This is a genomic window from Kumtagia ephedrae (assembly GCF_003012745.1).
Taxonomy (GTDB): Bacteria; Pseudomonadota; Alphaproteobacteria; order Rhizobiales; family Rhizobiaceae; genus Kumtagia; species Kumtagia ephedrae.
On record NZ_PXYK01000016.1, the window covers coordinates 98480 to 110722 of the forward strand.

The following is a 12243-nucleotide window of genomic DNA, read 5'->3' on the forward strand; positions in this document are numbered from 1 at the left end:
AGCAAAATACGCTAGCATATTTTTCATTGGCACATACAATTAGATACGCTAATGTACGATATGCTGCCGATGCTGAGGCGGCAAAGCCTCGCCGGTGTCAGGCGCCGAGGCATCTCGAAGTCGAACGGAAATCAGAACCCTTGGTGAGGGAGGAAGCACTATGGCGTTCGTGAATGTGAAGGCGGCCCTGTCGGGGCTCGCCGCGGCGGCGGCAATGGCCGTGCCGGCGCTGGCCGACGTGAACATCGGCTATCTCTCCGACATGTCGGGCCCGACATCGGTGCTGACGGGGGAATCCAGCCAGCGCGCCATCGAGATGGCGATCGCCGATTTCGGCGGCGAGGTGAATGGCGAGAAGATCGTGCTCACGGTCGCCGACCATCTGTCGAAGCCCGACGTCGGTCTCGGCATCGCCCGCGAATGGGTCGACAAGGGCGACATCGACCTCCTGTTCAGCGTCGACCAGTCGGCGGTAGCGCTGGCCGTCTCGGACCTCGTCCGCGACAAGAACATCACCTTCCTGCACGGCGCCTCGAGCGCGGCGCTGACCAACGAGAAATGCGGGCCCTACCAGGTTCAGATGATCCTCGACACCTATGGACTGTCGCGCGCCATCTCGATGCCGCTGGTCGCGACCGGCCACAAGAAATGGTACTACATCTCCGTCGACTATGCGCTCGGCCACGACCTGCAGGCCAAGGGCGAGGCGGCGGTCGCCGCGGCCGGCGGCGAGATCGTCGGTTCGGCACGGCACTCGCCGCAGACCACCGACTTCTCCGCCTTCCTGCTCGAGGCTCAGTCCAGGGGCGCCGACACCATCGGGCTCGCCACCTTCGGTTCCTGGCAGATCGCCGTCGCCAAGCAGGCGCAGGAATTTGGCCTCAGCATACCGCTCGCCCCCTATTTCCTCGGCGACACCGACATCAAGGCCGCCGGCCTCGACAGCCTGCAGAACGTGTCGAGCGCGATTCCCTTCTACTGGGACCAGAACGACAAGACGCGCGCATTCGCCAGGCGCTACCAGGAGCGCTACAACCGGCCGCCGACCTTCCCCAACGCGATGCACTACGAGTTCATCTCCCATTACCTCAACGCGGTGAAGGCGGTGGGCAGCACAGATGCCGCCGCGGTCGTCGCAAAAATGCGCGAGACGCCGATCCGGATGATCAACGGCGACACCGCCACCATCCGCGCCGACGGCCGCACGCTGCGGCCGATGTATTCCTTCGTCACCAAGACGCCGGCGGAAAGTTCCGGCGACTGGGATTTTCTGAAGATCACCGGCACCATCCCCGCCGACACGCTGGCCCCGCCGCTCTCCGAGAGCAAGTGCCCGCTGGTCAAGGGCTGACGTCGTCGACGGCGCGGGTCGGCGTTGCCGGTCAGCGCCGGACGGAGCCCGACGTCCCGCCGACGGGGCGGCACGGGTATGAAGACCGGGGAGGAACGGTTGAAGGACGCGGTACTCGAGGTTCGGGGCATCACCAAAAGGTTCGGCGCCTTCAGGGCGGTGGACGGTGTTGACCTCGACATTGCCGAGGGTGAGATCCATGCTCTCATCGGCCCCAACGGCGCCGGCAAGACGACTTGCTTCAACCTGTTGACCGGAAACCTGTCGCTGACGGCGGGCGAGATCAGGTTGCGCGGCGAGGTGATCTCCGGCCTGCCGATGGACGCCATCGCCCGCCGCGGCCTGGTGCGTTCCTACCAGATCTCCTCGATCTTCCCGGACTTCACGGTGCTGGAAAACCTGCGCTTCGCCCTGCAGCGCAAACGCCGCGGCAATTTCGATTTCTGGCGCTCGGAGCGGCATCTCCACACCCTCGACGGGCGCGCCCTCGAGCTTCTGGAACAACTCGGCCTCGCCGAGTGGGCTGGGACGCGGGCCGGCGACCTTCCCTACGGCCGCAAGCGCGCCCTGGAGATCGCCACGACGCTCGCCCTCGATCCGCAAGTGCTGCTGCTCGACGAGCCGACTTCCGGCATGGGGCGCGAGGACATAGGCCGCGTCGCCGATCTGATCCGCAAGATCGCCAGGGGCCGCACCGTCATCATGGTCGAGCACAATCTGCCGGTCGTAGAGGGGCTCTGCGACAACGTCACCGTGCTCGCCCGCGGGCAGGTGATCGCGCGCGGCACCTACAGCGAAGTGTCCGCCGATGCCAGGGTCGTCGAGGCCTATCTGGGGACGGCCCATGCTTGAGATCCGCGGCCTCCACGCCTGGTACGGCGACAGCCACGTCCTGCACGGGCTGGCGATGGACATCCCGCGCGGCCGCGTCGTCTCGCTGCTCGGCCGCAACGGCGCCGGCAAGTCCGCCACCATGCGCACCATCATGGGGCTGCTCGGCAAGGCGACCGGCGAGATCAATTGCAACGGCGTCAACCTCCTGAAGCTGCGCCCCGATCAGATCGCCCGCAAGGGCATCGCGCTCTGCCCCGAGGACCGCGGCATCTTCCCCTCGCTCACCGTGACGGAGAACCTGTTCCTGCCGCCGGTGGTAGCGGCGGGCGGCATGGACATCGCCAGCATCTACGCGCTCTTCCCCAACATCCGCGAGCGCGGCGCCAGCCGCGGCACGCAGCTCTCCGGCGGCGAGCAGCAGATGCTGGCGATCGCCCGCATCCTGCGCACCGGCGCCCGCCTGCTGCTGCTCGACGAGCCAACGGAAGGGCTCGCCCCGGTCATCGTCCAGCAGATCGCGCGGGTCATCCGCGAGATCAAGGAGCTCGGCTACACCGTGCTGCTGGTCGAGCAGAAGGCGCATTTCGTCGAGAGCCTCGCCGACATCCACTACCTCATCGAGAACGGAACCATCGTCGACCGGCTGGAGAGCGCGGAATTCGCCGCGAGCCGCGATCGCGTCGAACGGCTGCTGGCCGTCTGAGGAGGAGCGCATGTTCGAACTCGACCTCAATCTCATCCTCGGCCAGATGGTGCTCGGCCTGGTGAACGGCGTCTTCTACGCCATCCTCTCGCTCGGCCTGGCGATCATCTTCGGCCTGCTCGGCGTCATCAATTTCGCGCATGGCGTGTTCTTCATGCTCGGCGCCTTCGCCGCCTATCTGCTCGCCCAGACTCTTGGCATCGGCTACTGGGGCGCGCTGCTGCTGGCGCCGCTGATGGTCGGCGCGCTCGGCCTCGTCGTCGAGGTGGCGCTGATCCGCCACCTCTACCGGCTCGACCATCTCTACGGGCTGCTGCTCACGCTCGGGCTGGCGCTGTTCGTCGAGGGTTTCGTCCGCATCGTCTTCGGTCCGCAGGGCCTGCCCTACGAGGTTCCGCCCAGCCTGCGCGGCGCCATCAATCTCGGCTTCATGGTCCTGCCCTATTACCGCGCCTGGGTGGTGGCGGCCGGCATCGTGCTGTGCCTCGCCACTTGGTTCGTCATCGAGCGCACGCCGCTCGGTGCAAAGCTGCGCGCCGCCACCGACAATCCGCAGCTCGTCCAGGCCTTCGGCATCAACGTCCCGGTCATGCTGACCCTGACCTATGCCGCCGGCGTGGCGCTGGCGGCGGTCGGCGGCGTGATGGCGGCGCCCATCATGTCGGTCGACCCGGCGATGGGCACCAGCATCGTCATCGTCGTCTTCGCCGTGGTGGTGATCGGCGGCATGGGCTCGATCCTCGGCTCGATCGTCACCGGCCTCTGCCTCGGCCTGCTCGAAGGCCTCGCCAAGGCGGTGTTTCCGCAGGCCTCCTCGACCGTCATCTTCGTGGCGATGGTGATCGTGCTGGTCCTGCGCCCGCGCGGCCTCTTCGGGAAAATGGCATGAGCGGCCCAGACGCAACCACCATGGACAAGCCGGCCGTTTCCGCGGCGGCGTCGCGCCCGGCGCAATTTCTCGGCTTCACGCCGGCGCGCGCCATCTTCTTCCTGCTGTTTGCGGCTTTCGTCGTGGTCGCGCCGGCGCTGCTCTATCCGATCTTCCTGATGAAGGTGTACTGCTTCATCATCTTCGCCTGCGCCTACAACCTTTTGCTCGGCTACACCGGGCTGATGAGTTTCGGCCATGCCGCCTTCTTCGGCATGGGCGCCTATCTGTGCGGCTACGCAGCCACCCGCTGGGGGCTGCCGTTCGAGCTGGCGGTGCTGACCGGTACCGGCACCGCGGCGCTGCTCGGCCTGCTGTTCGGCTGGATCGCCATCCGCCGCACCGGGCTCTACTTCGCCATGATCACGCTGGCGCTGGCGCAGATGGTCTATTTCGTCGCGCTGCAGGCGCCGTTCACCGGCGGCGAGAACGGCATCCAGTCGGTGCCGCGCGGCTCGGTCCTCGGCATCGTCGACCTGTCGTCCAACACCGCGCTCTACTGGACCGTGTCGATCGTCGTGCTGGCGGTGCTGGCCCTCTACAACCGCATCGTCCACTCGCCCTTCGGGCGGGTGCTGCGCGCCATCCGCAACAACCCCGAGCGCGCCATGTCGCTCGGCTACGACGTCGACCGCTTCAAGATCGCCGCCTTCACGCTCTCGGCGGCGCTGTCGGGCTTCGCCGCCTCGCTGAAGACCGTCGTCTTCGGCATCGCCACGCTCACCGACGTCTCCACCGTGGTGTCGACCGAGGTGGTTTTGATCAACCTCGTCGGCGGCATCGGCACGATCTTCGGGCCGGTGGTCGGCAGCTTCGTCATCCTGTCGCTGGAGCATTTCCTGGCGCCCTACGGACCGTGGGTGCTGCTCCTGCAGGGTCTCGTCTTCATGCTGTTCGTGCTGGTCTTCCGCCAGGGCATCGTCGGCGAATTGCAGAAACGGCTGCGGGTCGGGCTTTGAGCCGGCGCTTTCTCCAGCCTGGGTTCCTCGCCCCCACGAAGTGGGGGAGAGGTGGCGAGCCCGGAGGGCGAGACGGAGAGGGGGTCTTCTCCGCGTCACGCCGCCGCGTAGCTCACCGCCCCTTGAAAACCGGCTTGCGCCGCTCCGCGAAGGCGCTGATGCCCTCGCGCGCATCCTCCGTGCCGGCCAGCGCGGCGAGTGCCTGCGCCTCGTGCTCGAGCTGCGTCTCGAAGGGCTCGCTGCGCGCCGACATGAAGGTCCGCTTGATCGCGCCATAGGCGAGCGTCGGGCCGGCGGCGAGTTTTTTGGCAACCGCCTCGGCACCCGCCATCAGCTCGGCGCCGGGCACGACATAGTCGGCGAGGCCCGCCTGCCTCGCCTCGCCCGCCTCGATCGCCTCGGACAGCATGATGAAGCGTTTCGCCCGCGAAAATCCCATGCGGCTCGACAGCGAGACGGTGGAGCCGGAATCGGCGCAGAAGCCGATCATCGAGAAGGCGGCGTTGAACTTCACGCCCTCGGCGGCGAAGACGATGTCCGACATCGCTACCAGCGACACCGCCCCGCCGGCGACGTCGCCTTGCACGGCGCAGACGACCGGCGCGTTCATGCGCTGGAAACGGCCCAGCGCCATGTGCAGGTCGGCCGTCCACGCCTTGACGATGCGCGGGAGCTGCGACAGATCCTTGACGAAAGCCCGGATGTCGCCGCCCACCGAGAAATAGCGTCCTTCGGCGGCGAGCAGCACGGCCCGCACGTCGTCGCGGCTGGAGAGCTCGACAGACAGGTCGCGCAGGTCACGGCACATGCGCCCGTCCATCGGGTTGCCGCGCTCCGCCTGGGTCAAGGTGACCCGCGCCAGGCCGTCCTCGATCCGGCAGGCGAGTGTCTCCATCGTCAGCCCGGTCATGCCATGCGCTCCTTCCCGCTTGCTCAAAAAAGATATAGTAACATACTATTTTATAGCGCATGATTTGCAAGGCTTCGCCTGCCGATCCGAGCCCTGAGCTTGTCGAAGGCGGGGAATGCGAGTTGTCGGGAGGGGATGTGATCACGGAAACCGTCGCCGATTTCGGGACCGACAGGCCGCCCGCCGGCTTCCGGCCGCTGCTCGGCCGCGCCGAGGTGGAGATGGTCGCGGGCCCGTTCTACGAGCGCCGGACCGCCGGCGGCCAGTGGCAGCTCGGCTTCCGGGTCACCCCGCGCAAGCTCAACCGCATGGGTGTGTGCCACGGCGGCGTGCTGGCGGTCTTCGCCGACATCCAGGGCAGCGCGCTGAAGAAGTCGCTGGACCTGGTCGCCGAGTCGCCCACGGTCACGCTCGGCATTGACTATGCCGCCCCGGCTCATGCCGGCGCCTGGGTGCAGTCGCGGCCGGAGCTGGTGCGCCAGACCGCGACGCTGCTGTTTTTTCACGCCCTGTTTTATGCCGACGACACGCTGTGTGCGCGGGCCAGCGGCATCTACTATCTGAGCAGCCGCCGATTGGATGTGTGATCCGGAGGCTGGATTGAGGTCGCACTCCGTCCGACACCCTCATCCGGCTTCCCCGGTGGTGAGCTTGTCGAACCACGAGGGCGTGGGCGCCGATCACCCTGCTACAACGGAGGTGAAAGGTGGCGGCATTCCAGTCCGCGCACTTACTCGTGTTTCAGAAAACCCTTCGCCGCGGCGCGGCTGGCGAGAGCGCCGGTGCCGGCCAGATAGGCCTGCGTGCGGTTTTCCAATTCGACCGCCGCCTGCAGGCTGGCGGCTTCCAGATTGGCCCACATGCCCCGCTTGGTCATCCAGGTCGCCATGCGGCCGTTGTCGGCGACGGCGCGGGCCAGCGCGACGGCTTCGCCCATCAGCGCCTCAGGCTCGGCCAGCCGCAGCACCAGGCCGATGCGCTCGGCTTCCTCGGCCTCCACCATCCGCCCGGTCAGCATCATCTCGAAGGCGCGCGTCGTGCCGATGGCGCGCGGCAGCAGCCAGCTCACGCCGATGTCGCAGCTCGACATGCCGACCTTCACGAAGGCCGAGTTGAAGCGGCAGCGCGTCGAGCCGATGCGCGTGTCGCAGGCGAGCGCCAGGCCGAGCCCGGCGCCGGCCGCTGCGCCGTTCACCGCCGCGATCGTCGGCTGCGGGATGCCCCGCAACTTCGTTGCCAGCGATCCGAATTTTTCCTGCCGCGCCATCCAGAAGGCGGCATCGCCGTCGCCGCCGGCCAGCGACAGGTCGAAGCCGGCGCAGAAGCCGCGTCCTTCGCCAGTGAGCACCAGTACCCGCGCTTCCGACCCGGCAACCGCGTCGAGCCGCGCCAACAGCTCGTCCACCATCGCGTCGGACAGGGCGTTCAGCTTGTCCGGCCGGTTGAGCCTGAGCGTGGCGATGCCGTCCGTCTCTTCGAGAAGGACGTCGGTCATCGGCCCTGCCGCTCCTTCTCGGCCGATTTGCGCAGCGTCTCGCGCGCCGCCGCCCAGTCCTCCGCGCTCATGTCGGAAAGCTCTGCGAAGGTCGACGGCGCGGTCAGCCGGTGGCCGCCATCGATCGGGATGGTGGCGCCGTTCACGTAGGAGCATTCGTCGAGCATCAGGAACACCAGGATGGTGCGCAGCTCGTCCATCTCGCCGTAGCGGCGCAGCGGCACCTTGTCCGGCTGGGTCGCGCCGACGGAGGAGCCGGGGATCGGATTGAGCTTTTCCCAGGCGTTCTCTGTGGGGAAGGGGCCGGGGGCGACGGCGTTCAGCCGGATGCCCTTCGGCCCCCATTCGGCGGCGAGCGACATGGTCATGGCATGGACGGCGGTCTTGGCCATGGCGCAGGGCACGACATAGGCCGAGCCCGACCAAACCCAGGTCACCAGATTGGAGACCACCGTGCCCTTAGTACCGCCGGCGATCCAGCGCTTGCCGCAGCCGAGGGTGGCATAGAAGCTGCCGTCCATCACGGTGGCGCGCACCGCGTCGTAGGCCCTGTGCGAGATCGATTCGGTGGGCGCGATGAAGTTCGCGCCGGCATTGTTGACCAGGCCGGTGAGCGGGCCGCCTTGCCAGAGGTCCGCGAGCATGGCGTCCACCGCCTCGGCGTCGCGGATGTTCACCACCCGGTATTCCGCGGTGCCGCCCGAGCGCCGGGCGATCTCCGCGCAGGCGTCGGCCAGCACCTGCTCGCGCCGGCCGCAGATCGCCACATGCGCGCCATGCGCGGCGAAGCCGACCGACATCTCCTTGCCGAGGCCGGTGCCTCCGCCTGTCACCAGGATGCGCTTGCCCTTCAGGACGTCGCTGCGGAACGGGCTCATGCTTCCTCCCTGTCGGTTTCCCCGGCGACCATAGCCGAGACTTGATTGCAAGTCTAACGTATAGTACGCCAGAGTACGAAATCGGAGGAGGGAGCTGGATGTCCGCATTGCCCGAGATGACGAACTTCCGCACGCGGCGCACGGAGGACGGCATCCTGCATCTCGTCTTCGACATGCCGGACCGGTCGATGAACGTCTTCTCCAACCGGGCCATACACGAGATAGACGCATTCGCCGACTGGCTGAAGGGGGCCGACGTCGCCGGCGTCGTCGTCTCCTCGGGCAAGCCGGGCGCCTTCTGCGCCGGCGCCGACCTCACCGAGCTGTCGGCCGCCTACGACATGATCATGGCGGCGCCCGAGGCGGAGCGCGACGCCCTGACGGTCGCGCATTTCTCGCCGATCGGCCGCGCCTTCCGCAAGCTGGAGACGGCGGGCAAGCCGGTCGCGGTCGCCGTGCACGGGCTGGCACTGGGCGGCGGCTGCGAGTTCGTTCTGGCCTGCCACCACCGGGTGCTGACCGACGCGAAGGAGACGCAGCTCGGCCTGCCGGAATCGCTGGTCGGGCTCTTGCCCGGCGGCGGCGGCACGCAGCGCCTGCCGCGCCTGGTCGGCGTGGAAAAATCGCTCGGCGTGCTGCTGGAGGGCGCCCGCCTCGACGCGAACCGGGCGCGGGAAACAGGCGCGGCCAGCGAAACGGTGCCGCCCGGCCGGGAGATCGCGGCGGCGGAGGCGTGGATCCGCTCGAAGCCCGAGCCGCTGCAGCCTTGGGACCGCATGGACTGGAAGCCGGTCGGCAGCGCCGAGCTCCTCGGCATCACCGGCCCGCTGCGCGAAAAGATCCTGCGCGAGACCGGCGGCCACTATCCGGCCGAGCTGGCGATCCTCGACTGCCTCGACCGCGGCCTGCCGCAAGGCATGGACGAGGGCGTCGCCGCCGAAATCGACGGCTTCAAGGATCTCGTGCAGCGGATCGAGCCGCGCAACATGATCGCGGTGATGTTCCTCGGCCGCGTCGACTACGACCGGCGCCGGCGCAAGGACGCGCTTCCAGCCGGCCTCGATGCCTTCGCCGGCAAGGTGGATGCGGCGATGCAAGCAAAGGTCGCGGCACTCGGCGAGCGCGGCGCCGCGGCAAGAAGCTTTGCCGGCATCGCCGGCGCCGCGCCGGGCGATGTCGCGGCGGCGCAGCAGGTCGCGGATCGCAAGCCGCAGTGGTTCGAGGCCCCGCAAGGCGTGATCGAACGCGCCGCGCTCGCGGTGCTCGCCGCCGGCGCGCTTGCCGCGGCCGAAGAAGCCAGGTCATTCGCCGAAGACGAGCGCAACCTGGTCGATTTCCACTGCCAGCAGGCCGCCGGCTTCCCGCGTTATCTCGGCGGCCCCTTCACCTTCCTGGCGCGCTACGGCGAGGCGCGGTGCCGGGTGTTGGCCGCCGGCTGAGGCTCGCAGCGACGCCGGCGCTGAGCGAGCCGACCAGGGCAATCGCCTGCGCTTTTACCCCCACCCCTGACCCCTCCCCTCAAGGGGGAGGGGGATCGGCTGCGTCTCCGCTAGGCACCAATCGTCGATGATTTCGCATGGCATAGCGGCCACAAAATCCCCCTCCCCCTTGAGGGGAGGGGTTAGGGGTGGGGGTGCGAGGCACCGAATTCCCCGCCAAGTGCCATATGACCGTCGGCGAAAAGGTCGGCCCAGGGGCCAGCCCACGCCTCACCCCTTGCCCAGCACGCCGGACAGCACCTCCAGCCCCTGCGGATCGTGCGTGGCCTGCACGAAGATGCCGCTGGCGGTGAACACCGCCGTCGCGCCGACGCTGACCGTCGTGCGCGAGAACAGCAGGGTGCGCCCGCGCTTGGTCAGCTCGGTGCGCGCCTCGACCCAATCGCCCAACCGCACCGGCCGTAGATACTCCATCGACAGCGACGCGGTCGGGATCGACGTCTCCGGCAGGTCGGCGGCGAGCCGCACCGAATAGGCGGCGAAATCGGCGAATCCCGCCAGCATGCCGCCGTGGCAGGTGCCGTGGTTGTTCATGTGCCGGGGCGAGCAGCGGAAGGCGACGACCAGCCCGCAATCCTCCACCCGCCCGTAGAACTGCGCCATCATCAGATGGAAGCCGATGCGCGGCGCGATCGGGCGAAAACCCGCCGGCGGATCGTCGGGCAGGTCGCGCGCCGCCAAGGCGGCGATCTGGTCGGCGCGGGCGTCTCCGGTCATGCTCAAAGATTCCTCGAGATCAGTTCCTTCATGATCTCCGAGGTGCCGCCATAGATGCGCTGCACCCGTGCGTCGGCATAAAGCCGACAGATCTCGTATTCGCGCATGAAGCCGTAGCCGCCATGCATCTGCACGCCGACGTCGACCACGCGCCCCTGCATCTCCGAGCACCAGAGTTTCGCCATCGAGGCGTCGAAGGTGGTCAGCCGGCCCTCCAGATGTCGGCCGATGCACTGGTCGACGAAGGCCCAGCCGACGGAAAGCTCGGTCTTGAGTTCGGCCAGCCGGTAGCGCGTGTTCTGGAAGTCGGCCACCGCCTGGCCGAACGCCTTGCGCTCGCGCACATAGTCGCGGGTGATGTCGAAGGCCTTCTGGGCGGCGGCGATCGAGGTCACGGCGATGATCAGCCGCTCCTGCGGCAGCTCGCTCATCAGCATGCCCATCGCCTGGCCCTCGGCGGCCAGCGTGTTGTCGACCGGCACGCGCACGTCGTCGAAGAACAGCTCCGAGGTGTCGGCGCTGATCTGGCCGAGCTTGTCGAGGTTGCGGCCGCGGCGGAACCCCACGCGGTCGGCCTCGACCACGATCAGCGTCATGTTGCCGGAGCCGCGGCCCTCGCCGGTGCGGCACACCACGATGACGATGTCGGCGTGCTGGCCGTTGGAGATGAAGGTTTTGGCGCCGTTGATCACCCAGTCGTCGCCGTCCCTGACAGCGCGCGTGCGCACGCCCTGCAGGTCCGAGCCGGTTCCCGGCTCGCTCATGGCGATGGCTGAGACCAGCGAGCCGTCGACCATGCCGGGCAACCAGCGCTGCTTCTGCTCCGGCGTGGCGTGGTGCAGCAGATAGCCGAGGCAGACGTCTGCATGCACCGAGACGTCGGCCGCCGGTCCCATGAAGCCGGAATAGGCGAGCTCCTCGGCGACCACCGTGTGCATGCGGAAATCCGCGCCGAGCCCGCCATGCTCCTCGCCGACGCTCGGGCACAGGAAGCCGGCGGCGCCGAGCTTGCCCCACAGCGAGCGGTCTACGATGCCCGCTTCCTCCCAGGCGTCGAAATGCGGGGCGATCTCCTCTGCAATGAAGCGGCGCAGGCTGTCGCGCAGGCCGTTGTGGTCCTCGCCGTAGAGCGCGCGGTTCGGCAGCATAGGGTGTCCTCCGGCAATCCGGGGAGCACAATGGCCCTCCGGCTTATACCGGAAGATTATAATATGCTAGCGTATTAAATTACAAGACTGAAAGCCGCGGCTCGCCGTGGTCTTCCAGCAGCTCGTCGTCGAGGCCGCCTCCCGCCGCGCCGTCGAAATTGCGGTCGGCGACGAGGCCGATCAGGTTCTTCTTCATGGCGTAGAGCGTGCGCGACGTCAGCTCCAGGTCCTCGCGCGGAATGCCCTTGAGGATGCGGGTGTTGAAGCTGTCGTTGATCGGGCCGATCTTGTTGATCAGGTCGCGCGCCTTGTCGGTCAGGTAGACGCGCTTGACGCGCCGGTCCTTCTCGTCGGCGCGGCGCTCGACGAAGCCGGCGCTCTGCAGCCGGTCGATCAGCGAGCCCAGCGCCACCTTGCCGACGTCGAGTTCATTGGCCAGTTGCGTCTGCGGCAGCCCGTCGTTGCGCGAGACGAATGCCAGCACCCACCATTGCGAGCGGGTGATGCCGAGCGGCGCCAGCTCGCGATCGTAGGAGACACGCCGCAGCCGCGACACGTCATGGATGAGATAGCCGAGCCTCAGATCCCAGGAGCGCGTCTCGTTCATATGGTTCTCCCGCCTTTTCTCTGCGGAGATTCGTAAGATTTCGAGCTTGTTAGCTATCATATTTTTCGCGTGGCGCAATGTACGCCCGCGTTTCTTGAGGTTCCATGCCATTCCCGTGGGGGAGGGCATCGCCGGCGGCGATTACCGCCCCATCCGCTTTACAAAAAAGATAAGGCAGCATATCGTGCGATAGAGTATTAGTTTGAGATCCGGA

General features: G+C 67.6%; 13 protein-coding genes. 7 read left to right on the plus strand and 6 right to left on the minus strand.

What is annotated here, in order from left to right; all coding sequences use genetic code 11:
* Window positions 1–160 precede the first annotated feature (160 nt).
* The 5 genes from C7I84_RS17180 (at window position 161) to C7I84_RS17200 (ending at window position 4775) form a co-directional block, all read left to right on the plus strand.
* Window positions 161–1351, plus strand: a complete 1191-nt coding sequence (locus C7I84_RS17180) for an ABC transporter substrate-binding protein (protein WP_106773433.1) — start codon at window positions 161–163, stop codon at window positions 1349–1351.
* Between the two features lie 78 nt (window positions 1352–1429).
* The gene (locus tag C7I84_RS17185) at window positions 1430–2203 is read left to right on the plus strand and encodes an ABC transporter ATP-binding protein (protein ID WP_106773434.1); all 774 of its coding nucleotides are present in this window, start codon (window positions 1430–1432) and stop codon (window positions 2201–2203) included.
* Entirely contained in the window at window positions 2196–2888 is a 693-nt protein-coding gene (locus C7I84_RS17190; protein WP_106773435.1) for an ABC transporter ATP-binding protein, read from the plus strand. The genes C7I84_RS17185 and C7I84_RS17190 overlap by 8 nt, the downstream gene beginning before the upstream one ends.
* Before the next feature lie 10 nt (window positions 2889–2898).
* A complete protein-coding gene (locus C7I84_RS17195; protein ID WP_106773436.1) occupies window positions 2899–3777 on the plus strand; it encodes a branched-chain amino acid ABC transporter permease in 879 nt (292 codons plus the stop codon).
* Window positions 3774–4775, plus strand: coding sequence for a branched-chain amino acid ABC transporter permease (locus C7I84_RS17200; RefSeq protein WP_207771018.1), 1002 nt, complete (start codon window positions 3774–3776; stop codon window positions 4773–4775). Before C7I84_RS17195 ends, C7I84_RS17200 begins: the two co-directional genes overlap by 4 nt.
* Window positions 4776–4887: 112 nt before the next feature.
* Here the strand turns inward: C7I84_RS17200 and C7I84_RS17205 are convergent, their stop codons facing one another.
* Window positions 4888–5685, minus strand: coding sequence for an enoyl-CoA hydratase/isomerase family protein (locus C7I84_RS17205; protein ID WP_106773438.1), 798 nt, complete (start codon window positions 5683–5685; stop codon window positions 4888–4890).
* 137 nt (window positions 5686–5822) lie between these two features.
* On the opposite strand from C7I84_RS17205, the gene C7I84_RS17210 reads away from it, so the two are divergent.
* Entirely contained in the window at window positions 5823–6272 is a 450-nt protein-coding gene (locus C7I84_RS17210) for a PaaI family thioesterase (RefSeq protein ID WP_165816110.1), read from the plus strand.
* A 143-nt stretch (window positions 6273–6415) separates the two neighbouring features.
* On the opposite strand, the gene C7I84_RS17215 is transcribed toward C7I84_RS17210, so the two are convergent.
* Complete coding sequence (locus C7I84_RS17215; RefSeq protein ID WP_106773440.1) at window positions 6416–7180, minus strand: enoyl-CoA hydratase/isomerase family protein; 765 nt, start codon at window positions 7178–7180, stop codon at window positions 6416–6418.
* Window positions 7177–8058, minus strand: coding sequence for an SDR family oxidoreductase (locus C7I84_RS17220; protein WP_106773441.1), 882 nt, complete (start codon window positions 8056–8058; stop codon window positions 7177–7179). The genes C7I84_RS17215 and C7I84_RS17220 overlap by 4 nt, the downstream gene beginning before the upstream one ends.
* Window positions 8059–8156: 98 nt before the next feature.
* Between C7I84_RS17220 and C7I84_RS17225 the strand changes: the two genes are divergently transcribed.
* Window positions 8157–9497 carry an enoyl-CoA hydratase-related protein gene (locus tag C7I84_RS17225; protein ID WP_106773442.1) on the plus strand — a complete coding sequence of 447 codons (1341 nt, stop codon included), beginning with the start codon at window positions 8157–8159 and terminating at the stop codon, window positions 9495–9497.
* Window positions 9498–9767: 270 nt separating this feature from the next.
* Here C7I84_RS17225 and C7I84_RS17230 read toward each other — a convergent pair whose 3' ends face one another.
* From C7I84_RS17230 to C7I84_RS17240, 3 genes are all read right to left on the minus strand, one after another.
* A complete protein-coding gene (locus tag C7I84_RS17230; protein ID WP_106773443.1) occupies window positions 9768–10274 on the minus strand; it encodes a PaaI family thioesterase in 507 nt (168 codons plus the stop codon).
* Window positions 10275–10276: 2 nt separating this feature from the next.
* Entirely contained in the window at window positions 10277–11422 is a 1146-nt protein-coding gene (locus C7I84_RS17235; RefSeq protein ID WP_106773444.1) for an acyl-CoA dehydrogenase family protein, read from the minus strand.
* 79 nt (window positions 11423–11501) lie between these two features.
* Complete coding sequence (locus C7I84_RS17240) at window positions 11502–12029, minus strand: MarR family winged helix-turn-helix transcriptional regulator (protein WP_165816111.1); 528 nt, start codon at window positions 12027–12029, stop codon at window positions 11502–11504.
* Window positions 12030–12243: the final 214 nt, after the last annotated feature.

Bases quoted from the DNA above. Each gene is read 5' to 3' on its own strand.
- C7I84_RS17195 (WP_106773436.1), top strand. From the start codon at position 2,899: ATGTTCGAACTCGACCTCAATCTCATCCTCGGCCAGATGGTGCTCGGC.
- C7I84_RS17225 (WP_106773442.1), top strand. From the start codon at position 8,157: ATGTCCGCATTGCCCGAGATGACGAACTTCCGCACGCGGCGCACGGAG.
- C7I84_RS17200 (WP_207771018.1), top strand. From the start codon at position 3,774: ATGAGCGGCCCAGACGCAACCACCATGGACAAGCCGGCCGTTTCCGCG.
- C7I84_RS17230 (WP_106773443.1), bottom strand. From the start codon at position 10,274: ATGACCGGAGACGCCCGCGCCGACCAGATCGCCGCCTTGGCGGCGCGC.
- C7I84_RS17215 (WP_106773440.1), bottom strand. From the start codon at position 7,180: ATGACCGACGTCCTTCTCGAAGAGACGGACGGCATCGCCACGCTCAGG.
- C7I84_RS17240 (WP_165816111.1), bottom strand. From the start codon at position 12,029: ATGAACGAGACGCGCTCCTGGGATCTGAGGCTCGGCTATCTCATCCAT.
- C7I84_RS17205 (WP_106773438.1), bottom strand. From the start codon at position 5,685: ATGACCGGGCTGACGATGGAGACACTCGCCTGCCGGATCGAGGACGGC.
- C7I84_RS17185 (WP_106773434.1), top strand. From the start codon at position 1,430: ATGAAGACCGGGGAGGAACGGTTGAAGGACGCGGTACTCGAGGTTCGG.
- C7I84_RS17190 (WP_106773435.1), top strand. From the start codon at position 2,196: ATGCTTGAGATCCGCGGCCTCCACGCCTGGTACGGCGACAGCCACGTC.
- C7I84_RS17235 (WP_106773444.1), bottom strand. From the start codon at position 11,422: ATGCTGCCGAACCGCGCGCTCTACGGCGAGGACCACAACGGCCTGCGC.
- C7I84_RS17180 (WP_106773433.1), top strand. From the start codon at position 161: ATGGCGTTCGTGAATGTGAAGGCGGCCCTGTCGGGGCTCGCCGCGGCG.
- C7I84_RS17220 (WP_106773441.1), bottom strand. From the start codon at position 8,058: ATGAGCCCGTTCCGCAGCGACGTCCTGAAGGGCAAGCGCATCCTGGTG.